Origin of the sequence: Comamonas sp. JUb58 (genome assembly GCF_004364775.1) — a bacterium.
Classification (GTDB): Bacteria; Pseudomonadota; Gammaproteobacteria; order Burkholderiales; family Burkholderiaceae_C; genus Comamonas.
Window position 1 is genome coordinate 55,626 of the sequence record NZ_SOAL01000014.1, and the last position, 26,698, is coordinate 82,323.

Annotated in this window: 27 protein-coding genes and 1 pseudogene; 16 read left to right on the plus strand and 12 right to left on the minus strand. The window is 65.7% G+C overall.

What is annotated here, in order from left to right; translation table 11 throughout:
- Positions 1–26: 26 nt before the first annotated feature.
- From EDF71_RS15945 to rbsD, 4 genes are read left to right on the plus strand one after another with little or no spacing between them, the layout of a single operon-like run.
- Positions 27–965 (plus strand): ABC transporter permease, encoded by a 939-nt coding sequence (locus tag EDF71_RS15945; protein ID WP_243854335.1) that lies wholly within the window; start codon positions 27–29, stop codon positions 963–965.
- A gap of 8 nt (positions 966–973) precedes the next feature.
- On the plus strand, positions 974–2,023 hold the full coding sequence (locus tag EDF71_RS15950) for a LacI family DNA-binding transcriptional regulator (RefSeq protein WP_133857563.1): 1,050 nt from the start codon (positions 974–976) through the stop codon (positions 2,021–2,023).
- A complete protein-coding gene (gene rbsK / locus EDF71_RS15955) occupies positions 2,020–2,991 on the plus strand; it encodes a ribokinase (protein ID WP_279586294.1) in 972 nt (323 codons plus the stop codon). The genes EDF71_RS15950 and rbsK overlap by 4 nt, the downstream gene beginning before the upstream one ends.
- Positions 2,988–3,389: a D-ribose pyranase gene (gene rbsD / locus EDF71_RS15960; protein WP_133857564.1), complete on the plus strand. Its 402-nt coding sequence runs from the start codon at positions 2,988–2,990 to the stop codon at positions 3,387–3,389. Before rbsK ends, rbsD begins: the two co-directional genes overlap by 4 nt.
- A gap of 200 nt (positions 3,390–3,589) precedes the next feature.
- On the opposite strand, the gene EDF71_RS15965 is transcribed toward rbsD, so the two are convergent.
- The 3 genes from EDF71_RS15965 to EDF71_RS15975 all read right to left on the minus strand — a co-directional run bounded on the left by EDF71_RS15965 (position 3,590) and on the right by EDF71_RS15975 (position 7,091).
- Positions 3,590–4,861 (minus strand): HAMP domain-containing sensor histidine kinase, encoded by a 1,272-nt coding sequence (locus EDF71_RS15965; RefSeq protein WP_133857565.1) that lies wholly within the window; start codon positions 4,859–4,861, stop codon positions 3,590–3,592.
- Between the two features lie 28 nt (positions 4,862–4,889).
- Entirely contained in the window at positions 4,890–5,618 is a 729-nt protein-coding gene (locus tag EDF71_RS15970; protein WP_133857566.1) for a response regulator transcription factor, read from the minus strand.
- A gap of 129 nt (positions 5,619–5,747) precedes the next feature.
- Entirely contained in the window at positions 5,748–7,091 is a 1,344-nt protein-coding gene (locus EDF71_RS15975) for an MFS transporter (RefSeq protein ID WP_133857567.1), read from the minus strand.
- Positions 7,092–7,253: 162 nt separating this feature from the next.
- On the opposite strand from EDF71_RS15975, the gene EDF71_RS15980 reads away from it, so the two are divergent.
- The 5 genes and pseudogenes from EDF71_RS15980 to cysC all read left to right on the plus strand — a co-directional run.
- Complete coding sequence (locus EDF71_RS15980; RefSeq protein WP_133857568.1) at positions 7,254–7,949, plus strand: AraC family transcriptional regulator; 696 nt, start codon at positions 7,254–7,256, stop codon at positions 7,947–7,949.
- 99 nt (positions 7,950–8,048) lie between these two features.
- A complete protein-coding gene (locus tag EDF71_RS15985) occupies positions 8,049–8,972 on the plus strand; it encodes a DMT family transporter (protein WP_133857569.1) in 924 nt (307 codons plus the stop codon).
- Between the two features lie 88 nt (positions 8,973–9,060).
- Positions 9,061–9,414: a hypothetical protein gene (locus EDF71_RS15990; protein WP_133857570.1), complete on the plus strand. Its 354-nt coding sequence runs from the start codon at positions 9,061–9,063 to the stop codon at positions 9,412–9,414.
- Entirely contained in the window at positions 9,404–9,922 is a 519-nt protein-coding gene (locus EDF71_RS15995) for a GNAT family N-acetyltransferase (protein ID WP_166656562.1), read from the plus strand. The genes EDF71_RS15990 and EDF71_RS15995 overlap by 11 nt, the downstream gene beginning before the upstream one ends.
- A gap of 35 nt (positions 9,923–9,957) precedes the next feature.
- Positions 9,958–10,545: pseudogene (gene cysC, locus EDF71_RS16000) on the plus strand (adenylyl-sulfate kinase); the annotation flags it as partial.
- Positions 10,546–10,572: 27 nt separating this feature from the next.
- Here the strand turns inward: cysC and EDF71_RS16005 are convergent.
- The 5 genes from EDF71_RS16005 to EDF71_RS16030 all read right to left on the minus strand — a co-directional run bounded on the left by EDF71_RS16005 (position 10,573) and on the right by EDF71_RS16030 (position 15,751).
- On the minus strand, positions 10,573–11,133 hold the full coding sequence (locus EDF71_RS16005; protein ID WP_133857573.1) for a tail fiber protein: 561 nt from the start codon (positions 11,131–11,133) through the stop codon (positions 10,573–10,575).
- A 20-nt stretch (positions 11,134–11,153) separates the two neighbouring features.
- Entirely contained in the window at positions 11,154–12,293 is a 1,140-nt protein-coding gene (locus EDF71_RS16010; RefSeq protein ID WP_133857574.1) for a hypothetical protein, read from the minus strand.
- Positions 12,290–13,315: a sulfotransferase family protein gene (locus EDF71_RS16015; protein ID WP_133857575.1), complete on the minus strand. Its 1,026-nt coding sequence runs from the start codon at positions 13,313–13,315 to the stop codon at positions 12,290–12,292. The genes EDF71_RS16010 and EDF71_RS16015 overlap by 4 nt, the downstream gene beginning before the upstream one ends.
- A complete protein-coding gene (locus tag EDF71_RS16020) occupies positions 13,303–14,157 on the minus strand; it encodes an aspartyl/asparaginyl beta-hydroxylase domain-containing protein (protein WP_166656563.1) in 855 nt (284 codons plus the stop codon). Before EDF71_RS16020 ends, EDF71_RS16015 begins: the two co-directional genes overlap by 13 nt.
- A 955-nt stretch (positions 14,158–15,112) precedes the next feature.
- Entirely contained in the window at positions 15,113–15,751 is a 639-nt protein-coding gene (locus EDF71_RS16030; RefSeq protein WP_133857578.1) for a hypothetical protein, read from the minus strand.
- Positions 15,752–15,990: 239 nt separating this feature from the next.
- Here EDF71_RS16030 and EDF71_RS16035 point away from each other — a divergent pair, with 239 nt between their 5' ends.
- Complete coding sequence (locus EDF71_RS16035; RefSeq protein ID WP_133857579.1) at positions 15,991–16,848, plus strand: M48 family metallopeptidase; 858 nt, start codon at positions 15,991–15,993, stop codon at positions 16,846–16,848.
- A 6-nt stretch (positions 16,849–16,854) separates the two neighbouring features.
- On the opposite strand, the gene EDF71_RS16040 is transcribed toward EDF71_RS16035, so the two are convergent.
- Positions 16,855–17,154, minus strand: coding sequence for a DUF2218 domain-containing protein (locus EDF71_RS16040; RefSeq protein WP_133857580.1), 300 nt, complete (start codon positions 17,152–17,154; stop codon positions 16,855–16,857).
- A 5-nt stretch (positions 17,155–17,159) separates the two neighbouring features.
- A complete protein-coding gene (locus EDF71_RS16045) occupies positions 17,160–18,161 on the minus strand; it encodes an alpha/beta hydrolase-fold protein (RefSeq protein WP_133857581.1) in 1,002 nt (333 codons plus the stop codon).
- Between the two features lie 162 nt (positions 18,162–18,323).
- Between EDF71_RS16045 and EDF71_RS16050 the strand changes: the two genes are divergently transcribed.
- Both EDF71_RS16050 and EDF71_RS16055 read left to right on the plus strand, forming a co-directional pair.
- Positions 18,324–19,253 carry a helix-turn-helix transcriptional regulator gene (locus EDF71_RS16050; protein ID WP_133857582.1) on the plus strand — a complete coding sequence of 310 codons (930 nt, stop codon included), beginning with the start codon at positions 18,324–18,326 and terminating at the stop codon, positions 19,251–19,253.
- A 163-nt stretch (positions 19,254–19,416) separates the two neighbouring features.
- Complete coding sequence (locus tag EDF71_RS16055) at positions 19,417–21,726, plus strand: TonB-dependent siderophore receptor (protein WP_133857583.1); 2,310 nt, start codon at positions 19,417–19,419, stop codon at positions 21,724–21,726.
- A 67-nt stretch (positions 21,727–21,793) separates the two neighbouring features.
- Here the strand turns inward: EDF71_RS16055 and EDF71_RS16060 are convergent, their stop codons facing one another.
- Positions 21,794–22,432, minus strand: a complete 639-nt coding sequence (locus tag EDF71_RS16060; protein WP_133857584.1) for an MBL fold metallo-hydrolase — start codon at positions 22,430–22,432, stop codon at positions 21,794–21,796.
- A gap of 188 nt (positions 22,433–22,620) precedes the next feature.
- Between EDF71_RS16060 and EDF71_RS16065 the strand changes: the two genes are divergently transcribed.
- From EDF71_RS16065 to EDF71_RS16075, 3 genes are all read left to right on the plus strand, one after another.
- The gene (locus EDF71_RS16065; RefSeq protein WP_133857585.1) at positions 22,621–23,457 is read left to right on the plus strand and encodes an AraC family transcriptional regulator; all 837 of its coding nucleotides are present in this window, start codon (positions 22,621–22,623) and stop codon (positions 23,455–23,457) included.
- 80 nt (positions 23,458–23,537) lie between these two features.
- Positions 23,538–23,963 carry a cupin domain-containing protein gene (locus EDF71_RS16070; RefSeq protein ID WP_133857586.1) on the plus strand — a complete coding sequence of 142 codons (426 nt, stop codon included), beginning with the start codon at positions 23,538–23,540 and terminating at the stop codon, positions 23,961–23,963.
- A 136-nt stretch (positions 23,964–24,099) separates the two neighbouring features.
- Positions 24,100–24,444, plus strand: coding sequence for a hypothetical protein (locus tag EDF71_RS16075; protein ID WP_133857587.1), 345 nt, complete (start codon positions 24,100–24,102; stop codon positions 24,442–24,444).
- 44 nt (positions 24,445–24,488) lie between these two features.
- Here EDF71_RS16075 and EDF71_RS16080 read toward each other — a convergent pair whose 3' ends face one another.
- Positions 24,489–24,797 carry a hypothetical protein gene (locus EDF71_RS16080; RefSeq protein WP_133857588.1) on the minus strand — a complete coding sequence of 103 codons (309 nt, stop codon included), beginning with the start codon at positions 24,795–24,797 and terminating at the stop codon, positions 24,489–24,491.
- A 218-nt stretch (positions 24,798–25,015) separates the two neighbouring features.
- Here EDF71_RS16080 and EDF71_RS16085 point away from each other — a divergent pair, with 218 nt between their 5' ends.
- Entirely contained in the window at positions 25,016–26,686 is a 1,671-nt protein-coding gene (locus EDF71_RS16085) for a Re/Si-specific NAD(P)(+) transhydrogenase subunit alpha (protein ID WP_133857589.1), read from the plus strand.
- Positions 26,687–26,698: the final 12 nt, after the last annotated feature.

A 26,698-nucleotide genomic window follows, 5' to 3' on the forward strand; every position in this document is an offset into this window, starting at 1 on the left:
CCGCCTCGCAGGCGTCTTCGGGCCGCATGCAGGCCTGGGGCACCTATGTGGGCCTGTTTCTGGTGCTGGCCGCCATGGTCGCGCTGTTCAGTTTTCTGAGCGAGTATTTCTGGAGCACCGAGACCTTTGTCACCATCGCCAACGAGATCCCCGCACTGGCGGTGATGGCCGTGGGCATGACCTTTGTGCTGATCCTGGCCGGCATTGACCTGTCGGTGGGCTCGGTGCTGGCGCTGTCGGCGGCTGTGGCGGCCCAGGCGATTCTGGTCTGGGGCCTCAACCCCTGGGCTGCAGGCGCGCTGGGCCTGCTCTGCGGTTTGCTCTGCGGCGCGGTGCTGGGCTCCATCTCGGTGGTCTGGCGCCTGCCCACCTTCATCGTGTCGCTGGGCATGCTCGAAGCGCTGCGCGGCGCGGCCTACCTGGTGACCGACTCGCGCACCCAGTATGTCGGCGATGCGATCTCCGGTCTGGCAGCGCCCATCGCCTATGGCGTCTCGGCCGCCTTTGTCATCGCCATCGTGGTGGTGGCCCTGGGCCAGATTGTGCTGACCCGCACCGTGTTTGGCCGCTATGTGGTCGGCATCGGTACCAATGAAGAGGCCATGCGCCTGGCCGGTATCGATCCGCGACCCATCCGCATCCTGGTGTTTGCGCTGACCGGCCTGCTGGCCGGCCTGGCAGGCCTGATGCAATCGGCCCGCCTGGAAGCGGCCGACCCCAATGCCGGCAGCGGCATGGAATTGCAGGTGATTGCTGCCGTCGTGATTGGCGGCACCAGCCTGATGGGCGGACGCGGCTCGGTGATCGCCACCTTCTTTGGCGTGCTGATCATCGCCGTGCTGGAAGCGGGCTTGGCCCAGATCGGCGCCAGCGAGCCTGCCAAGCGCATCATCACCGGCGCCGTGATCGTGGTGGCTGTGATCATCGACACGTTGCGCCAGCGCCGTGCCGCACGCCGGGCCTGACGGTGGTGATGAGCAGCATCAAGGACGTGGCGCGCCTGGCGGGCGTGTCCGTCACCACGGTCTCGCATGTGCTGAACAAGACACGTTCGGTGCTGCCGGCCACGCAAGAGCGTGTGCAGGAGGCCGTGCAGACCCTGGGCTATGTGCCCAGCGCGGTGGCGCGCAGCCTCAAGACCCAGGCCACGCACACCCTCGGCATGCTGGTGCCGGACAACTCCAACCCCTACTTTGCCGAGTTGGTGCGCGCGGTTGAAGACGCCTGCTTTGCCGCCGGCTATGCGCTGCTGCTCTGCAATACCGACAACGATGCCGGACGCCAGCAGGTCTACCTGGATGTGCTGTCGCAAAAGCGGGTCGATGGCCTGATCGTGGCCTCCACCAGCGATGATGCGCTGATGTCCCAACACCTGGCGCAAACCGCGCTGCCGATGGTGCTGATCGACCGGGCCATTGCCGGCCTGGAGCGCCCCTGCGTGCAGACCGACCATGTGCAAGGCGGCATGCTGGCCACCCAGCACCTGATGGCCATGGGCCGCAAGCGCATTGCCTGTGTCGGCGGCCCGCAGGATCTGCAATCCAGCGAGCAGCGCGTACAGGGCTGGCGCCAGGCGCTGCAGCTGGTGGGCCAGCCCTCTGATCTGCTGGTGCATGGCGATTTCACCGTCAACGGTGGCTATGTGGCCATGCAGCGCCTGCTGCGCGACCCCAGCGCCGACCGGCCCACGGCCGTGTTTGCCTGCAACGACCTGATGGCCATGGGCGCGCTGCGCGCCGTGCACGAGGCGGGCCTGCAGGTGCCACGCGATGTGGCCGTGGTGGGTTATGACGATATCGAGCTGGCCAGCTATACGCAGCCAGCGCTGACCACGGTGGCCCAGCCGACCCGGGCCATGGCCCAGCAGGCGCTGGCCTGGTTGCTGGAGCGCATCCAGGCCGGCCGCAGCGCCGAGCCGGCTGCCGCCAGCACCCAGATGCTGGTGCCGGCCCTGGTCACCCGGGAGAGCAGCCGGGCCCTGGCCCGCGCTGCCGTGCCGATTGTGAGTGGAGAAACAGTGTGAATGTGCCTATCTTGAGCCAGGCCCCGCGTATCGTGGTGCTGGGTAGTTTGAACATGGACCTGGTGCTGCGCGTGCCGCACATGCCGCGCGCGGGCGAGACCATGCTGGGCCAGTCGCTCAGCCAGGTGCCGGGCGGCAAGGGCGGCAACCAGGCCGTCAGCTGCGCGCGCCAGGGGGCCGCCGTCAGCCTGCTGTCCTGCGTGGGCGAGGACGCCTATGCCGACCAGCTGCTGGCCGGCCTGGTGGCCGACCATATCGATGTGCAGCATGTGCAGCGCAGCGCGCGCGATGCCACTGGCGTCGCCGTCATCAGCGTTGATGACAGTGCCCAGAACCAGATCGTCGTGGTGCCCGGCGCCAACCTGCGCTTGCAGGTGACCGAGCAGGTGCTGCGCCCGCTGCTGCAGGATGCCGCCTATGTGGTGCTGCAGTTCGAAACCCCTCTGGAAGAGGTTGACCAGGCCTTGCGCAGCGCGCGCGCCGAGCGCTGCAAGACCGTGCTCAACCCCTCGCCGGTGCAGCCACTGCCCGATGCCTGGTGGCCCCGCATTGATGTGCTGGTGGTGAACGAAACCGAAGCCGCGCAGCTGAGCGGCAGCCCGGTGGACAGCCCTGAGAGCGCAGCCCGTGCCGCCCGCTGGCTGCAGGCCAAGGGCGTGGGCCAGGTGGTGGTGACCTTGGGCAGCCAGGGTGCCGTCTGCTGCGACCAAGCCGCCGATGGCGCTGAAGCCGCCGCCCACTGGCACCGTGCCCCCCAGGTGCAGGCGGTGGACACCACGGCCGCCGGCGATACCTTCCTGGGTGCGCTGACCGTGCAGCTGGCCGCCGGCGCCAAGCTGGACGAGGCCACGCAGTGGGCCATCCGTGCGGCAGCCATCTGCGTGACCCGTGCTGGCGCACAGCCTTCCATTCCTTTCCATGCCGAGGTGGCCACCCGCACCGAAGCCAGCCCCTGGAGCCCCGTATGAAGCGTGCCGCGCTGTTGAATATCGAGTTGTCGCAAATCATCGCCGCGATGGGCCATGGCGATATGTTGGTGATTGGCGATGCCGGCCTGCCGGTGCCTCCTGGCGTGCGCCGGGTGGACCTGGCCGTGGCGCGCGGCGTGCCCAGCCTGGACCAGGTGCTGCAGGCCATCCTGAGTGAGCTGCAGGTGGAAGCGGCCATCGTCGCCAACGAATGCCTGGACGGACAGCAACTGCCGGCCTGGTACCAGCAGCGCCAGGCCGATGGCCTGCCAAGCGCGCCGCAATGCGTGTCGCATGAGGAGTTCAAGGCTATGAGCCGCCAGGCCGTGGCCGTGGTGCGCACCGGTGAATGCACTCCTTATGCCAATATTGCGCTGCGCTCCGGCGTCGCCTTTTAAGAGCCACTAACACGACCCTTGATACGTCGTTGCCAAGCCTTGTCGTACGTCTGTACTGCCTGCGGCTCGGCGCCTAGTCTCAACCGCAAACCTTCGGTTTGCTGGGCCGTGTTAGCGGCTCTACGCACTGACATCCAGCCTGCAATGAGCAAGGGCCTCTGCTGCAAAGCAAGAGGCCCTTTGTACAAGCGTTCGCGGCTTTAGGCGCTAGCCGGAGGCAGGGTTTGCGCAGGCGCGCTGCGTGCCAGCGGTGCCAGAGGCAGGCGCAGCACAAAGACTGCGCCGCCGCCTTCACGTTCCTCGCAGTGGACGCTGCCCTCATGGCGCTCGGCAATCGAGCGCACCAGGGCCAGGCCCAGGCCCACACCGCCGTGGCGCTCGCTGGCGCCGGGCATGCGGTAGAAGGATTCAAAAATGCGTTCCTGCTGGTCCGGTGGCACACCGGGGCCCCGGTCGGCCACGCGGATTTCGGCATAGGCGCCTTGCTTGTCCAGGAACAAGGTGATCGGGCCCTGGGAGTAGCGGCGGGCGTTTTCCAGCAGGTTGCGCACCGCGCGGCGCAGCAGCTTGGCAATGCCACGCACCTCGATGGCATCGCCATGCATGTCGGCCACTTCCAGGTCGGCCTCGACCCGCGCGCACTCTTCGGCGCAGAGACCGATGATGTCGATCATCTCGGAGGTGCCCACATCGGCCTCGCGCGCGCCCAGGCGGCTGGCCAGCAGGATCTCGTCGACCAGCTGGTCGAGCTCGGCGATGTTGCGCTGGATTTCCTGCTTGAAGGTGGGCGAGGGCTTTTCGCCCATCAGCTCCACACCCATGCGGATGCGGGTCAGCGGGCTGCGCAGCTCATGCGAGGAGTTGGCCAGCAGCGACTTGTGCGCTTGCACCAGTGCCTCGATGCGGGCGGCTGCAGCATTGAACTGCTCGGCCAGGTCGCTGACCTCGTCATTGCCGCGCACATCGACGCGCACCGACAGGTCGCCATCGCCAAACTGCTTGACGCCTTTGCGCAGCGCTTCGAGCCGGCCCATCAGGCGCCGGATGATGGGGAACACGCCCACAACGACGACGACGCCGATGAGGCCCAGCATCCAGAAAAAGCCAAACGGCGGCTTGACCCAGAACCACCAGGGCCCCAGATTGGGCGGCGGTGGGCGGTGGGTTTCGCCCCGGCCGCTGCGGCGCTGCAGCTCCATCTCATAGGTGCGGCCCTGGTCGTCTTCGATCAGGTAGAGCACCAATTCGCTCGGGTCGCCGGGCTGGCGCACCGCTTCGCCATGCAGCATCACCGAGCCATCGGCACCGCGGATCAGCAGCTCGCGCGCAGGCGGCTGCAGCGGCGTGGCGTTCTTCTCCGCCGCCGCCTGCCAGGCCCATCCAATCACCAGGATCAGCACGGCCACGCCGCCCACCACGGTGAGCCAGATACGCAGATAAAGCCGTTCGGCGAAGTATTTGTAGAGATGCATGCGTGCAAAGGAGCGCTAGCGCCGGGCCTCAGTCCTGCTGTTTGGCAAACACATAGCCCACGCCACGCACGGTCAGAATGCGGCGTGGGTTCTTGGCATCGGCCTCAATGGCGGCGCGGATGCGGCCCATGTGCACGTCGATGGAGCGGTCAAAGGCTTCGAGCTCGCGGCCGCGCACGGCTTCCATGATCTGGTCGCGGCTGAGCACGCGGCCGGCGCGCTCGGCCAGGGTGACCAGCAGGTCAAACTGGTAGCTGGTCAGGTCGGCGGGCTTGCCGCTGATGGTGACGGCACGGGCGTCGCGGTCGATCTCCAGGCTGCCAAAGCGCAGCACCTGGCTGGCGGGAGCTGCGGCGCTGCCACCATCCACCCGGCGGCGAAGAATGGCGCGGATGCGGGCGAGCAGCTCGCGCGGCTCAAAGGGCTTGGGCAGGTAGTCATCGGCGCCCACTTCGAGGCCGATGACGCGGTCCATCGGGTCGCCCTTGGCGGTGAGCATCAGGATAGGCACCTGGGCGGCCGGGCCGTTCAGGGTGCGGATGCGGCGGCAGACCTCCAGGCCGTCCAGATCGGGCAGCATCAGATCGAGGATGACCAGGTCGGGCGACTGGCCGCTGGCCGGATCCTGCAGGGCCGACAGGCCGCTGGCGCCATCGGCCATGTGGCTGACCTGCAGCCCCGACTGGGCCAGATACTCGCTCACCATATTGGCCAGACGCTCGTCATCTTCGATCATCAACAGTTGGTGGGTATGCATGGCAGTCATGGTTATGGGCGGGAGAACCCGCAGATTTTGCTATAGGTGGCCATCGTGGCACGCTGGGGTGGCGCCGGATTGTCCCTGCCGTAAAGTTTGGTAAACCGCACCTAGCTCCTGTCAACGTTCTCAGAACTCGCCGGTGACAGGCCTGATGCGCGACGCCAGCCAGACCAGCACCAGCACCGGCAGCCCCAAAAGCGCCGTCGATACAAAGAACTGCGCATAGCCAAAATGGTCCACGTACACGCCCGAGAAGCCGGCAATCCACTTGGGCAGCAGCATCATCATCGAGCTGAACAGCGCGTACTGGGTGGCCGAGTAGTTCACATTGGTGAGGCTCGACAGGTAGGCGATAAAGGCGGCAGAGGCAATGCCGCCGGCCAGGTTGTCGGCGGAGACCACCGCAATTAGGCCCACCAGGTCATGGCCACGGGTGGCCAGCCAAGCAAACAGCAGGTTGCTGCCGGCCGACAGCACGGCGCCCAGCATCAGCACCCGCATCACGCCGATGCGCATCGAGATCACGCCGCCAATGAAGGCGCCGACCAGGGTCATGATGACGCCGAAGATCTTGCTGACCGAAGCGACCTCGGCCTCGGTGTAGCCCATGTCGACATAAAAAGGGTTGGCCATGATGCCCATCACCACATCGGAGATGCGGTAGATCGCGATCAGCGCCAAGATCAGCACCGCATGCCAGCCGTAGCGGCCGATGAAGTCGGCAAAGGGGGCGACCAGTGCCTCCTGCAGCCATTGGGCGGCATTGCGGGCGGGGGTCATGGGCTTGGCTGCCGGCTCGGGCGACAGCAGCACGGTGACCACGCCCACCAGCATCGAGGCGGCCATCACCATATAGGCAAAGCCCCAGGCCTGGCGCTGGTAGTCGCCCGCACCTTCTTGCAGGCCCAGGGCCACCAGCCACAGCACGCCGGCGCCAGCCCAGATCATCGCGATGCGGTAACCCGTCTGGTAAGTGGCTGCCAGCGCCGCCTGGCGATCGGCATCGGCCGATTCGATGCGGTAGGCATCCAGCGCAATATCCTGCGTGGCCGAGCCAAAGGCCACCGCCAGCGCGCACCAGACCACGTGCTTGAGGTGCAGTTGCGGATCAACCCAGGCCATGCCCAGCAGGCCGGCAATCACCAGGCCCTGGGCCAGCAGCAGCCAGCTGCGCCGGCGCCCCAGCAGGCGCGTGAGGCCCGGCAGCGGCAGCCGGTCAACCAAGGGCGACCAGACCCATTTGAAGGCATAGGCCAGGCCCACCCAGCTGAGGTAGCCGATGGTGCTGCGGTCAATCCCCGCCTTGCGCAGCCAGAACGACAAGGTGCCCAGCACCAGCAGCAGCGGCAGGCCGGCAGAAAAGCCCAGCGCCAGCATGCGCAGGCTGGCCGGCTCGGTGTAGACGCGGAACGTGTCCGCCCAGGAGCGGCGGGCGGGGGAAGCAGTCACGGAGGATGAGGTGTCGGCCATGCAGACGGGCGGTGCAGTAAAACGAGGGAGGCCCAGGCCAGGCCCGGACAATGCGCCAATATACGCTGATCCGCACTGCCGGGCGGGGCAAGCGGCGCAACAGGGAGCAACGGCCAGCGCATCGCTACACTGTGCGCTATGCACTGATGCACCGCTGCTGCCATGGCCGACCACTCCCACCACCGCTTGCTGGCTCCTGACTACTCTGTTCGCCACTACGAAGGCGAGCAGCAGGCGCACAGCCATGACCATGTGCAGCTGCTGTATGCGCTGGCCGGCCGCATGGAGCTGGAGGTCGATGGCAAGGCCGCCTATGTCGACACCGCCAGCGGCGTGGTGATACCGGCCGGCTCCACCCACGCCTACCTGGCCCAGAAGGGCAGTGCGCTGGCCGTGGTGGATGTGCCCGACGGGGCCGACTGGGCGCAGATGCGCCGCTTTGCCGCGCCACCGCGCGACTGGCTGGCCACCCATGCCTCGGCCTTGACGGTGGCCCAGGCCCATGTGGCCTGGGTGCAGCAGTCGCCGGCGCTGCTGCTGCGCCGCGCGCTGGATGTGCAGGCCATCACCGCTGCAGTGCGAGCCGATTTGGCTGGCGACTGGCGCACCCCCCAACTGGCGGCCCTGGCGCACCTGAGCCCGCAGCGCTTTCATGTTCGCTGGCAAGAGCTGACCGGCAGCACCCCCCAGCAATGGCTGCGCGACCTGCGCCTGACCGAGGCCAGCCAGGCACTGGCCGCCGGCCAGCCGCTGGAGACCACGGCGCTGCGCTGCGGCTACAGCACGGCCAGCGCGCTGGCCTATGCCCTGCGGCGCGATCGTGGCGTGGGCAGCCGCAGCCTGCGCAAGGGCGCTTGATGCCCTGGGCACGTTGGCCAGCACAGGCACAAGCGTTTCTCGACATTTGCCCAGGCCCCGTCGCGGCACCATAGCGGCATGACACAGACTTCCAGCGGCATGGCTTCCTCTGCCCCTTCTTCGTTTTTCAGCGCCTCGGCGCAGGGCATTGCGCTGGTCGCCATTGCCGGCGTGCTTTGGGGCACCAGCGGCACGGCCCAGTACCTGGGGGCGGCGGGGCTGTCGCCGTTTTGGGTAGGCGCAGCGCAACTGGCGGTGGCGGCGGCCTTTCTGGGCCTGAGCCTGCTCTGGGCCCGGCGTGGCAACACCGGCAGCCTGGTGCTGCAGCCCAGCCAGGCGGGGCTGCGGCTGTCGTCGTTCTTCTGGGCATCGCTGGGCATTGGCGGCTACAGCGTGTTCTTTTATGCCGGCCTGCAGATGGCGGGTGTGGGCGTGGGCACGGCCGTCGCCATTGGCAGCAGCCCCATCTGGGCGGGCCTGCTGCAGGCAGTCGTGCTGCGCGCGCCGCTGTCGCCGCTGTGGTGGCTAGGCACCTTGGTCAGCGTGGCCGGTGGTGTGGCCATGGTGATGGGCGAGGGCGGCAGCAGCCAGGTCTCCTGGCCTGGGCTGGCGCTGTGCCTGCTCGCGGGGCTGTCCTATGCCGGCTATGCGCTGGTCAACAAGCGCCTGGTCAGCCATATGTCACCCAAGGTGGTGAACTTCTATGTGTTCAGCGGCGCGGCATTGCTGGCCCTGCCCGTCGCCGCGCTGTATGCGGGCATGCCGCAGTGGAGCCTGTCTGCCGTGCTGGTCGTCGTCTACCTGGGCTCCGTCGTCTCGGGCATTGCGCACTTGCTGTTCTCGATGGGCCTGCGCCATATCTCCGGGCCCACCGGCGTGGCGCTCAGCCTCATCGAGCCCGTGGCGGCCTTTGTGCTGGCGGTGTGGATTGTCGGCGAGCACCAGCCCTGGGTGGCTTGGGTGGGCTTGGCGGCGGTGCTGCTGGGACTGTGGGTGGTCGTGAAAGCCGAGATGCGCAGTTGACTGGCGGGTCGCGTATGGCCGGCGAGTTCTGCAGGCCCGGCGATAGAATAGCGCTCTTGCCACCACGGACTGCGTTTGCTGCCCCTGTATGACCTTGCCCGAAGCCACTTACCAACTGGATGACGCCGTATGGTCGCGGGTGCTGACGCAAGACATGGCGAGCCAGCTCCCGGGCCAGTCGCTGGTCTTTCTGGCGGGGGACACGGCAGGGCAGACGCACCAGATTCCACTGCTGGTCACGGCTTTTGAAGCGCAAAGCCGAACGGCTCCAGGCATGGCCGCTTTCCGTCTCAATTTTCAGGGCCCGCCGGCCCCGATGCTGCCCAGCCAGACCTACCGCGCACGCCATGCGGACTGGGGTGACTTTGCCATCATGGTGTCCGCCACTGGTGCCGATGCGCAGGGCGTCTATTACGAAGCCCAATTCAGCCATGCCCTCTGAGCTGCCTGCAGCCCTGCAGCTGGGCAGCTTGCAGCTGCGCCAGTCCTTGGCGTCGGATGCGGATTTTTTGCGTGCTCTTTACCGCGATGTGCGCAGCGACGAGCTGGCGGTGACCGGCTGGCCGCCTGAGGCCATCGATGCCTTCTGCCAGTCGCAGTTTGAGTTTCAGCGTCAGCACTACCGCAGCTACTACCCCGAGGCGCTGCATTACCTGGTCGAGCGGGATGGCCAATCGATTGGACGGCTGATCGTCGATGGCAGCGCTGATGCACTGCGGGTCGTCGATATCTCGCTGCTGGCTGCACAGCGCGGCCAAGGCCTGGGCAGTGTTCTGCTGCGGTGGTTGTGCGAATGTGCCGATGCCCAGCAGCAGCCCATGGCGCTGAGCGTGGAACCCCAAAACCGGGCGCGACATTTATATGTACGGCTAGGCTTTGTGCAACTGCCAGGCGATGGTCTGTATTTGACTATGCGTCGTGAGCCGAACAAGACGGAGCCTACCGAATGACCGGCCGCCCCAAGCCCGCTGCTTCCATCTTTCCACACGGCCAGGCGCTGCAAGCTGCGCAGCGCGCTGCGCTGATGGGCCATGCGCCCTGCTGCATCTGGTTTACCGGCTTGTCAGCCTCCGGCAAGACCAGCCTGGCCCATGCGTTAGAGCGGGCCTTGCACCAGCGCGGCTGCCATACCTGTGCGCTCGATGGTGACAACCTGCGCCAGGGGCTCAATGCCGATCTGGGTTTCAGCGCCGAGGCGCGGGCAGAAAATATCCGCCGCATGGCCCATGTGGCACGGCTGATGGCCGATGCCGGCCTGGTGGTCATTGTGGCTGCCATCTCGCCGTTTGCGGCAGACCGGGTACAGGCACGGGCCTTGTTTGCGCCCGGCGCCTTTGTCGAGGTGTTTGTCGATACGCCGCTGGCTGTGTGCGAGGCGCGCGATCCCAAGGGCTTGTATGCGCGCGCCCGGCGCGGCGAGCTGCGCGACTTTACCGGTATTGACAGCCCTTATGAGCGGCCGCTGCAGCCGGAGCTGCATTTGCGGGGCGAAGACCTGGCGCCTGAAGCTGCGCTGAGAGCTGTACTGGCGTATCTGGATGCGCTGGGCTTGGAACAGAAGCGGCCCGGCTGAGCGGGCCGCTTCTGCAATGCTCAATGCTCAGTTGCGCGATGGGTAGATGCCTTCCAGGGCGATGATGAAGTTCAGGCCCAGATAGGGTTGCGTGATGGAGAAAGGCTGCGATCCGCCCGCAATGCCCACGGTGACATTGGCTTGACTACCACCCAACAGAACCGTTGTACCAGCGTTTGCCGATTCAATGTACTGCGCATCACGCTGGTTAGATTGCGCGAGCAGAGAACCTGCCGTTGGCGCCTGCAAGGTTCCCGCAGAGGTGCTAGCTATGGTGCTGTTGCTCACTGTCGCAGCGTGGTTGTGCGCAGGCATATTCGTGATGAGCAAGGTATTGGTTAAGGTTCCGGCCATTTCCCCTTGGGTGACAGGAGGCAGTCCCGGCCCTTGACCCGTACCCGTAGGCACACGACCACGCAAGTCAGGAAGCGCAAAGGTTGTCTGGCCATTACCACCATAGGTGGTTCCCAATATGGAAAAAAGAGCGGTATTTTGGGCGATCGAGAGTATCTGTCCTTGGCAGAACGCCCAGCCTCTGGGGGCAAAATTGCCGCCGAACATAGTGATCAAGCCAATAAACGGTTCCATGGTCGGTTCCTTTGATGTTGTTAAGTTTGCAGATAGCCATTGAGCCATCCACTGATAAGCGGGATGGTGGGCAGCGTAGAGAATCTGGAGACAGCTGTGGGCATGTAGGGGTGGCTGCTGCGAGGACCTTGCAGAACGGCCGTTTGCCAGACTTGCTGCAAGGCAGACGCGGAGGGCAACTGAATGCTTTTCTCGATGGTATTCGCCATGCTGTACCCAGCCTCGGCGCCAAGCAAAGCAGCAGCCGTCCAAGGCAACCCGGCTTGCTCAAAGCGCTGTAGCCAGCCAGGCTCAGCTTGAGTAGTGCTAGGCCATGCACCGGCAATAAGGGGCTTACTGCTCGTAGGTACTTCAGCAAGCCAGGGAAAGCCAGCTAGCTCCACCGTGCTTTGCGACTGCGTTTCCCACCAGCGGGCAAAGCGAGCTAGCTGCGGGCCGGAATAAAAGGCCACCACCGCATCGGGCCGGTGGCTAATAAGGGTAGCGCGCAGGCCATCGAACTCTTCACTTTGCGGTACCTGCTGGCCCACATGGCGGGCCAGAACCCGTCCGCCTAGCGCCCGGTAGGCATGCTCAAACGTGTAGACAAAGTCGTAGCCGCTTTCCACATGGCCTACGGCCAGCACAGTGCTAGAGCCTAGCTGTTGGTAGACAGCCTGCGCCAGCTGCGCGGCGCTGCCGCACAGATCCAGGCTATGGCGCACGACAGCCTGGGCCTGACCCGGCTTGCCAGCGGCAGGCAGATCGGCACCGGTATCGCTGGCCCACAGCGGCAGGCCTCGCGGCTGCGCATGGGCGGCGACTTTGGCTTCGACGGCAGGTGGCATCCAGCCGATAACGCCGTGCAGTTGGGGCAACTTGTCCATCGCAGCGGTAATGCTGCGGGCGGCGCGGTTGGGAGTCGGCTGGGCTTCCACCCAGTGCAGCTGTACAGCGACCTCGGGCCGCTGGGCCAGGCCCAGTTCCAGGCCCCGGCGGTAGTCGCTGCCCAGATCAGCCACTTTGTGCGACTGGGGTGCCACGGCCAGCAGTTGCCAGGCCTTGGTGGTGTGCGGGGCGGTCGCTTCAGGCGCAAGCGCCTGCGCAGCGCCCCAGCCGCCGGTCGTACTGACGGCCACGCTGGTGGAGGCGAGAAAATGGCGTCTTGGGATCATGGTCATAGTGCGGCCTCGGTGAGAGTCTCTGCGCGGTCATGGGCCTCGCAGCGGGCCAGTAACTGCTGGTAATGGGGGGCCATCCATTGCTCGGCCAGTGCGCGCATCTCGGCGCTGGCCTTGGCATGTTTGTCGTCGCTGTCTTGGGCAAAGGGCTCATGCGGCCGTTTGCCGTGGCGTGACAGGCGCGCGCGCAGCGCGCACATCGCAGGAGCATCGGGTTGCCAGGACAGCCTTGGCAGCACCAAATGCTCGATGGCCTCGGGCAGCTGGCTGTGGTCCAGCACCAGCGCCTGGGCCGGATCGGCCACCCGGGCCATGTCCGCATAAATGCGGCCCAGCATGCGGGCGCAGTACTGTTCGGGCGGCATCGTGGCCTGCTCCAGCAAGCTCAGGCCCGGCAGGCCGAACGAGGGGCCAAAGGCACCAGGCACCAGGTAAAAAGCGCGCTCCTGCATCTGCGAAACCAGCACCGCCAGCGGCTCGCGGGTCAGGAACACCGGCAAGGCCTCGGGCCAGGCCTGCATCAATAGCGGGGCCTGGTCGGTGTTCCAGGCGTCAATCTTGAGGCTGGCCGATTGCAGTGCCGGGCTGGCCGCATCGCTGCGCTGGGCCCAGGCGCTCATCCAGGCGCGCAGCGCGGCAATGGCTTGTGCGGGGCTGAGCCAGCCGTTGACCAGGGCCTCGCGCAGCAAGAAATCGACCGGAGGCGGCTCGGACATCGCCAGGTGCTGGGCGCTTTCCGCCAGTGCCTGGGGAAACAAGGTGGAGCCGCAGCGCGAGACATGGAAGACCAGCAGGCAAGGTGCAATACCCGGCGACTGCGCATGCCAGGCCAGCAGTACTTCCAGCGGCGTCTGGCGGCGAAACGCCTGGTTGAAGGGCGTACCGAGCAGCGGCTTGAGGCTCTCTTGGTAAAAGGGGGCGCGCAGCGGTGCATCGCCCAGGCGTGCCCAGTCCACCATGGTCTGGCTGCCATCCTGGTACAGCCGCACGGGCCGCCAGCCCTGGAGTGTCAAAGCATCCATTGGGCATTCCAGGCGCGGCGCCCGGCCTGCATCGCCGATTCGACATCGGAAGCATCAAACACCAGGCCCTGGGCCTGACCCATCTCGATGCTGCGAGCGCTGAGGCTGGCCAGGTCCGGGCAGCCGGCCAGCGCATCGGCCAGCGCAGGCTCTGCAAACACCTGCTGGCGAAATTGTTCAAAGGCCAGCCAGGGATCGCCGTCCTTGGGCGCTGGCTCACCTTGGTCACCGGCGGCAAAGGCCTGGGCCAGGCGTTCGTCCACCAGCGCATCTGCCACCAGGTGGATGCGCGCCTTGCCACTGCGGTTGCGCACGCGGTGGGGCAGGGAGACATCGGTGTACCAGCACTCGCCCACACGCATGTGCACGCGCCGTCCACCCAGGTGGAAGAACACCTGCTCTTCGGTCTGCAAAGGAATGTGCAAGCGGGCATCGCCCTCGGCGGCGCACAGGCCTGCGTCCCTGTGTTCCATGATCTCGCTGTCCGGCTGCAGGCGCATCATCCGCACCGATTTCCACTGCAGGTCAAGACCCTTCAAGAGCTCGGCAATCGCCGGGCAGGCTTGCAGCGCTTCGCAGTCTGCATAGGCCTCCACCTCGGCATCCATGGGCATGATGTCCGACGGGGCCTGCGCTGCAGCGCGCAGCGCCAAGGCCTGCCAGCCGCCGTCATGCCGGCCCTTGTTGAAATGCATGCGCCACAGTGATTCGGGCAACTGCTGGGCTTGTTGCAAGGCGGCCGCTACCTCCAGGCGCCAGGGCAGGCGCATGGTGGTGATGCCCTGCAGGCACAGACCCTGGTGGGGCTGGGCTGGGGGGCTGGAAGCGGCTGCCAGGGTCATGGGACGGCGGGCGCGGCCGGGGCGCAAAGCGCAGTGGCCTTGCAAGACACGGAGTTGTCGCCACTGAACGAGTTGAGCACCCGCACTGACCAGCCTTGTGCGCCATTGCATGCAGCGGGGGTACCCGGAGCGCTCATAGACACGCGGACATCGTAGGCTGCATTGCCTAGGCGGGTGTTGAAGGCTTCATGGCCACCACCGACCACTTGTTCACCCTGTGCGCAGCAAGCTACTGCCTGGCACAGCTCACCAGTGCTGGCAACCTCTACCGCGTGGATGGCGGCAATCGAGCCAGTTGCGCCTGTAGGTCCGGCTGGGCCAATCGTGCCTTGAGGGCCCTGTGCGCCAGTGGCACCTGTGCCCCCGACAGGACCTTGAGGGCCCGTAGCGCCTGTAGCACCGTTGGGGCCTATGGGGCCTACTGCGCCTGTAGCACCGGTGGCACCCGTAGGTCCAGCGGGGCCTGCAGGTCCGGTAGTACCAATCGGACCGATCGCGCCCGTTGGGCCAATTGCGCCAGCGGGGCCAGTGGGGCCTGCTGGGCCAGTGGTACCGATGGGGCCCGTCGCACCTGCAGGGCCGGTAGCGCCTGTCGGGCCTGCAGGGCCGATGGGACCGGTTTCTCCGATCGGACCAACAACACCTTGGGGGCCGATGGGACCGATCGGGCCAGCGGGGCCCGTGCCAATACCAGGCTCACAGCGCAACAAACGGCCCGTAGCAGGGTCCATACACAGCTGCTCGGTGCCCGTGGCCGGCGCGCTGGGCAGTGGTGGGGCAAAAGTTTCGCCGGTTCCCTGCACGCGGAACAGGTCCTGGTTGGCCTGGCCCTTGATGACAAAGCCGGAACCAACGGCTGGTTTGAAGCTGGTGTCCGCAGACCAGGCGGCGCTGGCCGCCAGGGCCATGATGCCGCCGGCCAGCCAACGGCTGTGGAAGAAGGAGGTGACGAGGTTCATGGCTGGGTTCTCAGAAAAGAGCGGATGCGGGTAGAGCGCAAGGCGCCCCAAGACAGAATCGAAAGCAGCAGGCTGAGGCTGGCTGTCCAGCCCAGGCCGGAGACGGGCACCGGCACGGCGGCAGTGCTAGGCGGCGGGCCGACGTAGACATTGACGAGGTTGACGTTTTGCTGGGTCACCTGCGCGCCAGGCCCCAGCGTGAAGGTCGCTGGCTGGCCACCCGCAGTGACGATGCGCACCGGCTGACCTGGCAGTCCTTGTAGAACCAAACTGCCGGTGACCACGATGTTGGCGCCATTGGGCAGCACAAAGCTTTGGCCGCTGGTAGAGCTGATGGTGAGGTTGGCGACCGTCGTGACGCCGGAGACGCTGATGCTGGCACCGGCTGCGGCGCAGGAACCGTCAAACACCATGGCGCTGGCCGCCGCGTTCAATGTGCCTTGGTTGCGAAAGTCCGAGCCCAGTTGGATGCTGCCCTGTGCATCGAGCAAGCCACCGGATTCGATCAAAAAGGCGCCAGCGTTTTGTAGCGAGCCGCCATCCAGCGCGTAACTGCCTGCAATCGTGACGGCCTCGCAGCCCAGGTCCTGGCTGCCTCCGCCAAGGCTGCCTTCGGAGCCAGCAGGGATTTCCATCTGTGCGTGTGCAGCAGTGGCTAGGCCGACCGCGAGTGTCGCGGCAGCAAGAAAACGGAGCTTAGGCATGGGCGGGCCTGTTTTGCTTTGAAGCAAAATGTAATTGGGTGGCGATTTTTACCAGAGCGCACCATCGTTTGCAATTTATTTATTAAATATATTCATTCGTGTGGTAAGCGTAATGATATTTGGCGCTAAAAATGCTGTGCAATCATCGCGTTTTCATGATTGGAACTGGAATGCCTGACCTGCCCCACTCGTCCCTTTTGTTCGGTTGCGCCTGCCATGGGCGCCGCGCCTGGCTGCAAACCCTGGTGGCAGGGGCTGCCGTGGTGGGGGCCGGTAGCGCAGGCAGTGCCTGGGCGCAGGTGGATGTGGGCAAGTCATCGGCCTTGCGCAACCTGGTGCCGGCCGAGACCCTGGAGCAGGCGGCCCAGCAGCAGTACGCGCAGCTGCTGGCGCAGGCCAAGCAGCAAGGGGCGCTGGCGGGGCCAGGCAATGCGCAGTTGCAGCGGCTGCAAACCATTGCCCAGCGCCTGATTGCCCAGACCCAGGCCTGGAACCCGCGTGCCAAGGACTGGCGCTGGGAGGTCAATCTGATTGGCAGCAAGCAGATCAACGCCTTTTGCATGCCCGGCGGCAAGATCGTGTTCTATACCGGGCTGATCGACCAGCTCCAGCTCAGCGACGACGAGATTGCGATGGTGATGGGCCATGAGATGGCGCATGCGCTGCGCGAGCACTCCCGCGAGCAATTGGCCAAGACCCAGGCCACCGGGCTGGGCATCCGCCTGGGCGCGGCCATTTTTGGGCTGGGCGATATGGGCACCGCTGCCGCCAACCTGGGAGGGCAGTTGCTCACGCTCAAGTTCAGCCGCTCCGATGAATCCGATGCCGATCTGGTGGGCCTGGAGATCGCTGCGCGCGCAGGCTATGCGCCGCAGGCCGCTGTCAGCCTGTGGGAGAAGATGGGCGCTGCCACCGGCAAAGGCGGCATCGGCTTTCTGTCCACCCACCCGACGGGGCCCAACCGCATCGCCAGCCTGCAGGCGAATGTGCCCAAGGTACAAGGCCTCTACGAGCAGGCCAAACGCTAAAAGGTCTTAGACCCAGGCCACTACCATCGGGTTCTTGCGCGAGAACAGCGCCACATGCGCATCGATTGCATGGCGCACCCTGGCCAGTGCCTCGGCATTGTCAGCACTGCAGACAAAAGTCAGCGTATCGTCGTCGGCCCGCAAACTGCAGTGGCCCCAGGGGAACTGCGCTTCGCCTTGCTGGCTGTCGTACTGCACGCTGATCTTGCGGCTGAAGTGGTAGCACAGGCGCTGCAGATAGCGGCTGGCCTCAGGCGTGGTGACCTGGCCTTGGGTGCTGAGGCTTGTCAGTGCGGGCTCGGACATGGCACTCAGTCCTGGATGGCCAAGGCCAGCGCCTGCTGGGCCGCTGGCAGCATGGCGCCGCCGTGGTCGGCACCGGGGAAGCTGGCATAGCGCAGCGCCAGGCCCGGTGCGCCGCGCAGCCCTTCCATCAAGGCCGGAATGCCGGGCGCGTTCTGGCGCTGGCGCCGTATCGCATCACGGGCCGGGTCGCTGGAAGGCGCTGCCGTCTGCTTGGCAGGCCGCGCCTCGCGCTCGCCTTGGGTCAGCAACAGCTGCAGCGCGGGCGCATCTGCCGGCTGGCTGGCGGCATGGGCCAAAAAGCCGGGCAAGGCTTGCAGCACAAAGCCATCACGCCACCAGATGGAGGGGCTGGCAGCGACATAGCGCTGAAAACTGCCGGGGCGGGTCAGCAGCGCATGCAGCACGCAGAGGCCGCCATACGAGTGGCCAAAAAAGGTCTGGCGTGTCTTGTCGATCGGCCAACTCTCTTCCACCAGCGGGCGCACCTGCTGGTCGATGAAATCCAGGAAATGGTCGGCGCCGCCTTCGGCACGCTCGCGCTCATCGGTGGCCGGGCCGGGCGCAGGCGGCGTGTAGTCATAGCTGCGGGCGCTCAGGTCCAGCACCGCGCTGTCGGCATAGCCCAGGCCGACGACTACGGCGCCTTGCGTGGGAACCGAGGGGCCGCGCGCAAAGCGGTTGCGCATCAGCTGCGCGGTGGGCGTGAACAGCAGGTTGCCGTCCAGCAGATAGAGCACCGGGTAGCCCTGGGGCGGTGGCGGTACGGGCGGCATGGCCACCATGATGCGGTGCACGCGCTCCGGCGCGCCCGGGCCGGGCATGCCGGGGGCGCGCAGGTCCAGCTGCCGGGTGCCGGGCAGGGTCACGGGCGGGGCGTCCTGCAGGCTGCTTTGCCAGGCGCAGCCGGGCAGTGCAAGCGCGGCGCCCAGGCCCAGCAAACGGCGCCGGGTCATATCGGCCAGCTGGGCCAAGGGCAGGGTGGGAAAGGTGGGCAGGGCGATGTGCATAGGGGCTGGGCTTGCGGCAAATCAACCATGGGCTTGAGAATGATTTGCATTAAGAAATTATCATGGCAAGCATGGCACAAACCCGCTTGGCCCATGTTTGCTGCAGCAAGAAAAATGTTTGCGCATGCTGGGCATCCCTTCCACGCTCTACCGGCCCGGCCTATGCACAGCGCTGATCCTGCATCCAGCCCGGACCCGGATCAGGCGGATCTGCGCGCGCATGTATCGCGGCTGCGCGAGCTGCGCCCGGGTCTGCACCTGCACAGCGAAGACGGCTGCGACCTGCGTGACCAGACCGCGCGGGCCGAGATCGATGCCGGGCTGCGCCTGGTGGTGCTGTTGGAGGGACGGATTGATGTGTCCTACGGTTTGACCCGGGTGGCGCTGAGCCATGCGGGCGCAGGCGCCAGCGCGGCGCTGGTGTCGGTGGCCGAGCGCGAGCGCTTTGAGCGGCGGGCGCGCTCGGGCGTCTACTCGCGCCGGGTCAGCCTGGGGCTCACCCCCGCCTGGCTGGCGCAGGCCGGTGGCGGCGATGGCGCCGCCACCGGCCTGCAGCGCTTCATGCACGAGCACCTCGCTACGCGCCACTGGCAGCTGTCGCCCCGCGCCGCGGTGATTGCCGAGCAGATCGTGCACCCGCCCGGCTTGACGCCCCTGCTGCAGCACATGTACCTGGAAAGCCATGCGTTGGAGCTGTTGGGCGAGGCCCTGGCCACCGTGGGCGATGGCGAGGCCGCCGCCCCAGGCGCCAGTGCAGCAGGCCTGCTGCCGCGTGAGCACCAGCGGCTGCGCGAGCTGCATGCCTTTCTGGCCTCGGGCCAGGCCGATGCGCTGTCGATGGATGCGATTGCGCGCCAGGCGGGCGTCAATGCCAGCACCTTGCAGCGCCAGTTCCGCAGCGTCTACGGCACCACCGTGTTTGAGTTTTTGCGCGAATGCCGGCTGCAGCGCGCCCGCCAGGCGCTGGAGCGCGATGGCATCACCGTGGGCCAGGCCGCACTGCTGGCCGGCTACACCAGCGCCGCCAACTTTGCCACCGCCTACCGCAGGCGCTTTGGTCTGGCGCCCAAGCTGGCGCGGGTACGGGTCTAAAGCTTCCCCACTCCTCTCTGCATGCATTGCCTGGCCCTCAAGCGGGCGGGTCTGCCGCTGGCGCAAACATCTTTGTTGTCCGCGCAAACCACGGAGCCTCCCCCAGATGGAAGAATTCAGTACTTGGTAATGAAAATCATTCATCTTTCAAAAAAGGGGCGGTATGTCGATCCAGGCAGGGGAACAGGGGTGGCGCTTGCGCGCCGTGGCAGCAGCGGTGCTGGTAGTGGGTGTGCAGGCGGCAGCGCAGGCACAAACCCCGGCAGCAGCAACGACTCCGTCGGAGCAGGATCCGACCTTGGAGACGGTGCAGGTGCTGGGCACGGCAGAAAGCGCCTGGAAGCAGGCACCGGGCGTCTCGACCGTCACGCGCGAGGACCTGGACAGCCAGCCCAGCAATGACCTGGCCGATGTGCTGCGCCAGCAGCCCGGCGTGAACCTGACCAGCAACTCCAGCAGCGGCCAGCGCGGCAACAACCGCCAGATCGACCTGCGCGGCATGGGCCCGGAAAACACCTTGATCCTCGTCGATGGCAAGCCCGTCAACAGTCGGGGATCGGTGCGCTACGGCTGGCGCGGGGAGCGCGACACCCGGGGCGATATGAACTGGGTGCCGCAGGAGGCCGTCGAGCAGATCGAAGTGCTGCGCGGCCCCGCTGCCGCCCGCTACGGCAATGGGGCGGCTGGCGGCGTGGTCAACATCATCACCAAAGGCATCCCTGACAAGCTGAGCGGCAGCGCGACGGTGTACTACAACCAGCCAGAAGATTCGCGGGACGGCAGCAGCAGCCGCACCAGCTTCTCGCTGGCCGGGCCGATCTCGGAGCAACTGGGCTTTCGCCTGAGCGGCAATGTGGACAAGACCGATGCGGACGCCTGGGACATCAACAAAGGCCATGCCTCGACCCGCACCGGCATCTATGCCGGCACCTACCCGGCCGGCCGCGAAGGCGTGCGCGATCGCAACCTCTCGGGGCGCCTGAGCCTCAAGCCCGCAGCGGGCCACCGTATCGACTTCGATGCCAGCTTTGCCCGCCAAGGCAACATCTACGCAGGCGATACGCAGAACACCAACAACTACACGGTCGATGCGAATGGCAACCTGGTCGCCACCTCGCAGCGCGTGCTCGATGCGCTGGGCACCGAGACCAACCGCATGTACCGCTCCACCTATGCCGTCACGCACAAGGGCGAGTACGACTTTGGCAGCTCCACCGCCTACCTGCAGTACGAAACCACGCGCAACATCCGCATGAATGAAGGCCTGGCCGGCGGCACCGAAGGCCTGTTCTCGAGCGATGCCTATGGCACTTCCAAGCTCGACATCCTGACCGCCCATGGCGAGATCAGCGCCCGGGGCAAATGGGGCAGCCTGCCCCATGTGATGACGGTGGGCGCCGAGTGGGTGGAGCAAAAACTCGAAGACAGCAACTCGGTATCGCAGACCACGACCGAGGCCGGCAGCGTGCCGGGGGTGGACAACACCGGCCGCAGCGGCAAGATATCCTCGCGCATTGCCTCGGTCTTTGTCGAAGACAACATCGAGCTCAATGCCCGCACCTTGCTGACCCCCGGCCTGCGCCTGGACCAGCACAGCGAGGTGGGCACCAACTGGAGCCCGTCGCTGAACCTGTCGCACTACCTGACGGACAAGGTGACCTTGAAGGCCGGCGTGGCACGGGCCTACAAGGCCCCCAACCTCTACCAGATGAACCCCAACTACCTGCTGTACAGCCGCGGCATTGGCTGCTGGGGCGCGGGCGGTGCCTGCTATCTGATGGGCAATGCCGACCTCAAGCCCGAGACCAGCATCAACAAGGAGCTGGGCATCGAGTACGCCGACGAGGGCTTGCTGGCCGGTGTGACCCTGTTCCACAACGACTACCGCAACAAGATCGACGCGGGTATGACCCCCATCGGCACCGCGACCGGCGGTACGGGCGCCTATGCCAATGCCGATGTGTTCACCTGGACCAATATCCCCAAGGCGGTGGTGTCTGGCGTGGAGGGCACGTTCAACATCAAGCTGAGCCCTGCGGTGCGCCTGAGTAACAACCTGACCTACATGGTGCAGAGCAAGAACAAGACCACCGGCGAGCAGCTGTCCATCATCCCCAAGTACACGCTCAACTCGCGCGTGGAATGGCAGACCACCAACGCCTTGCAACTGCTCGGCTCGGTGACCTGGTATGGCGGCCAAAAGCCCAACAAGCTCGACTACCAGGGCCTGCCCTTGACCGGCGAAGAAACCCGCCGCCTGGCCCCCTATGCGCTGGTGGGCGTGGGCGCACGCTACAGCTTCAGCAAGGATATAACCCTGACCGCCGGCATCAAGAACCTGTTTGACAAGCGCCTCTACCGCATGGGCAATGCCGTGGGAGTGAACAACCCGCGCACCATCTACGGTGCCGGTGCCGCCACCTACAACGAGCCGGGCCGCTCGTTCTATGCCTCGCTGACCGCCAAGTTCTGATCGGCGCCCAAGCAAAAAAGGCCAGCGGCGTGCCGCTGGCCTTTGGCCTTACAACCTTCGCTTGAGATCAGGTCCCACCCACATAGGGGTTGCTTTGGCGCTCGCGGCCAAAGCTGCTCTCGGGTCCATGGCCGGGGATGAACACCGTCGCATCGCCCATGGGCCAGAGCCGCTGGGTGATGGAGTCGATCAGCTGCTGGTGGTTGCCCTGGGGGAAATCGGTGCGGCCAATGCTGCCGGCAAACAGCACATCGCCGACAAAGCAGCGCGTGATTTGCGGCGCATGGAAGACCACATGGCCAGGGGTGTGGCCGGGGCAGTGGCGCACCTGCAGGGTTTCATGCCCGATGCTGACCGTATCGCCATCCTGCAGCCAGCGCGTGGGCGTAAAGCTTTGTGCGGGCGGAAAGCCAAACATCTGGCTTTGCTGGGGCAGGCCATCAATCCAGAACTGGTCGCCCGGGTGCGGGCCAATGATCGGCAGCCCGCGCTGCTCGGCCAGCTCGCCCGCGCCACCGGCATGGTCGATATGCGCATGGGTCAGCCAGATGGCCTTGAGCTGCAGACCCAGGCGTGCGATCTCTGCCTCGATGCGCTCCAGATCGCCGCCGGGATCGATGACGGCGGCCTCCATCTGCTGGTCGCACCAGACCAGGGAGCAGTTTTGCTGAAACGCGGTGACGGGAATCGTGTGGTAGTGGAGCATGGTTTGTTGGGGGCTGGCGGCAACGCGCAGGCTGGCGGATACGAAGCGCAATCTGGCTATTGTGCGGCAAGCTGTGGTGGGCTTGGGGCTGGCTGGGGTTCGGTGCCGCCAGTGGCGGGCGCCGCTTGGGGGATGGTTTGTAGAATCAGCACCTCGTTCCCTGCTTCCACCATCTGTCTGGATCCTTGATGCCCCGCCCCCCTGCCTTGCCACGTTCGGATTGGGTGCTGCGCAGCCCGCCTTCCGACAGCATGGAGCGCATCGAGGCCTGGTTCCAGGGCAATGCCTACGCGATGCACCGCCACGACACCTATGCGATAGGGCGCACCCTGGCGGGCGTGCAAAGCTTTCACTACCGGCGCGGCCGGCGCGACAGCCTGGCCGGCAGCACCCTGGTGCTGCATCCCGACGAGGCGCATGACGGGCAGGCCGGCACGGACGAGGGCTTTCGCTACCGCATGGTCTATGTGGAGCCCGCGCTGATCCAGGACATTCTGGGCGGCAGCGCTTTGCCCTTTCTGGAAGGCGGCATCACCAACTATCCGGCCATATCGGCCGCCGCCGAAGCCTTGCTGCAAGGTGTGCACGATGTCGTCGAGCCCTTGGAGCAAAGCGATGCGCTGGCGCAGCTGGCCCATGCGCTGGCCGCTGCCACCGGCGGGCCCGGCACGCGGCGCGCCAAAGCCAAGGGCGACTACCAGGCCGCGCGCCGTGCGCGTGACTATCTGCAGGCCCATGCCACCCGGGTGGTGGCGCTGGATGAGCTGGAAGCGGCCACCGGCCGCGACCGCTGGAGCCTGTCGCATGATTTCCGCATGTTCTACGGCACCAGCCCCTACCGTTATCTGACGATGCGCCGGCTCGATGCCCTGCGGCGCCTGCTGCTGGCGGGCCTGTCACTGGCCGACGCTGCCCAGGACGCCGGCTTTGCCGACCAAAGCCATATGACACGGCATTTTCTGAAAACCTTTGGCATCACCCCGGGGCGCTGGCTGCAGGTGATGCGCCATGCACCACCTCGCTGAACCTGGCACCACAAACGTTCAATACTTCCGGGCTGCGGGTTCTTAAGCTGGCTGCTGCTTTCAACACCTACAGCAACACCATGTCCGCACCTACCGAAACCTCTCCCGCACCCAGCCACCGTGGCCAAGGCCAGTCCATTGATCTGCTGGGCAAGATCGCACAGCTGCAAGGCCACTGGCAGCCGCGCGTGGTCGCAGAGATGAACGACTACCAGTTCAAGGTCGTCAAGATCGCCGGCGAATTTCTCTGGCACCAGCACAGCGACACCGATGAAACCTTCATCGTCCTCGATGGCCAGCTGCGCATCGACCTGCGCGATGCCAGCGGCAGCATCCGCGCCCTCCACCTGCAGGCCGGCCAGATGGCCGTCATCCCCCAAGGCCTGGAGCACAAGCCCTTTGCGCAGGACGAGGTCCAGCTGCTGCTGATCGAGCCGCGCGGGGTGGCGAATACGGGGGATGGCGAGGCGGGGGAGCGCACGGTAGCGAATGATCTCTGGATATAGAACCCCACCCATGCAAAGACGGAAGATGCGGGGCCTCGCGGCATCTTCGCTAGAATTTTTGCTTGGAGAATCGCCTGAATAATCGGCCATTCTCTAGCGCAATAAAGCACCAAAAGCAGCGAGGGAGATATTGACGATGAGCGCAGTATTGCGAGTTTCAGCTTTGAACGTGGACGTCTGTTTGGCGAATACCACGATCCAACCCTACCGGCTGGAAAACGGCACCGCCCATTTCCTGGTGAGCGACTGCGACTTCGATGATGTTTCCGGCCAACTGCAGGATGCGTTGGCATTTCTGAGCGACCATGCCGCCGATATCCGATGGATGATGCAGGCGCAGGAGGCGGCCGCGACGCTGGATTTTGCGCGGGAGGCCAGAGAGGAAGGGTTTCAGTACCTGGCTTTTCCCGCAGTGTTGGTGCGGCGCGCCGGGGCGCTGGGGATAGGGCTGGAAATTTCTTTGTACCCGACACAAAGCTAAGGCTGGCTGGCAGAACGCCCCACCTTGGTGGAGCTCTCGGTATCTCAGTAGGTGGGGATGAATAACAAAGCCAGAAAACAAAGCGCCATTTCGGTCATCGGCTGGATGGTCCCAACCCAACGGCGCTGCCAGATTGAGCAGCCTATTCGAGCCAAGGCGAACAGAAAGGCCAAGAAGAAGAGTTGAGGCCCCACATCCATCACCATTACATCAATCAGCTCGCGAATGGATTCCCCCGGTAATGCAGGCCTGGGTCCGTCCAGTAAGGTGGAAGACCATGGCAACAACAGCAAGCCTGCGCAGAGCAACGCAGTGCTGATGCGAAATTGAAAATGTGATTTCACAAATGCCATGGAAGTACTAGCGGGCCCAGTTGCCTCGGTGATGGAGCCGCATTGTAGGTATATGCACTGCGCAGTCACGCGCTATGGCAGGGATCGCCGGACACTAGGCAAAAATGCGCGTAGCCCAAACCGCTGGCCCGTGATACAAGGTGTTCAGCGCTGCAGGCGCGGCCGGGCACACCGGCGCTCTGCAAGCGAGTTGATCCCTGAACCAGGAGCGCGCATCCATGTCCAGCACCTTGTCACCGACGTCCGCAGCAACGGCGCCGCAGCCGCCGCCAGCCAACCCGCAATGCATTGGGGTGCCGCGCGAGATATTCGCCGGTGAAAAGCGGGTGGCCACCGTGCCTGCGGTGGTGGAGAAGCTGGTCAAGCTGGGCTTTCGCGTCAGCGTGGCGGCGGGCGCTGGCGAGGCTGCCAGTTTTGGCGATGAGGCCTACCGCGCAGCGGGTGCGCAGGTGCTGCCCAGCTCGGCGATCTGGGCGGGGGCTGACATTCTCTTCAAGGTACGGCCCCCCACCGCTGAAGAAATTGAATGGATGCATGCCGGCCAGATCCTGGTCGGCTTTGTCTGGCCTGCGCAAAACCCGGAGCTGATGGCGCAACTGGCCGCTAAGGGGCTGACGGTGCTGGCCATGGATGCGCTGCCGCGCACCTTGAGCCGCGCGCAGAAGATGGATGCGCTGACCTCGATGGCGGGGGTCAGCGGCTACCGGGCGGTGGTTGAGGCGGCCCATGCCTTTGGGCGCTTTTTCAGCGGGCAGATCACGGCGGCGGGCAAGGTGCCGCCTGCGCAGGTGTTTATTGCGGGAGCGGGTGTGGCCGGCCTGTCGGCGATTGGCACGGCCGTCAGCCTGGGCGCGGTGGTGCGCGCCAACGATACGCGGGCCGAGGCGGCGGACCAGGTGGTGTCGCTGGGTGGCGAATTTGTGCCGGTGGACTATGCCGAAGAGGGCGCTGGTGGTGGCGGCTACGCCAAGGTGATGAGCGAGGGCTTTCAGGCGGCGCAGCGCCAGATGTATGCGCAGCAGGCCGCATGGGCCGACATCATCATCACCACGGCCCTGATCCCCGGCAAGCCCGCGCCGCGCTTGATCACCGCCGAGATGGTGCAGGCGATGAAGCCCGGCAGCGTGATTGTGGACATGGCCGCCGAGCAGGGCGGCAACTGCGAGCTGACGGTGCCCGGCGAGGCCGTGCTGCGCCACGGCGTGACGATTGTGGGCTACACCGACCTGGCCTCGCGCCTGGCGGCGCAGTCCTCTACCTTGTATGCCAACAACCTGCTGCGCCTGGCCGAGGAGCTGTGCAAGGCCAAGGATGGGCATGCGGTGGTGAACATGGAGGACGATGCGATCCGTGGCCTGACGGTGGTGTACCAGGGCAGCATCAGCTGGCCCGCGCCTGCGCTGGCGGCCGCGCCCGTGGCCAAGCCGGCAGCGGCTACTGCTACGGCTGCTGCGGGCACTGCGACAGCCAGCCCAGCAGCGGCCAAAAGACGGGGCCACGGCCATGGTGCCGGCAGCCCTTTGCCTGCGCGTACCTTGGCCATCATCTTTGCGGTGCTGGCGCTGCTTTTCTGGCTCATCGGCGCCCATGCGCCGGCGGCCTTTCTGGGCCACCTCACGGTGTTTGTGCTGGCCTGCTTTATCGGTTACATGGTCGTCTGGAACGTGACGCCCGCACTGCACACGCCGCTGATGAGCGTGACCAATGCGATATCCAGCATCATCGCGATTGGCGCGCTGGTGCAGATAGCGCCGCCGGGCGTGGTGGGCACGGACCGGCCGGGGCTGCTGATTGGCGCACTGGCCTTTGTGGCACTGGTGCTCACGGCGATCAATATGTTTGGTGGTTTTGCGGTGACGCGCCGCATGCTGGCCATGTTCCGCAAATAGGCCAGGGGGTAG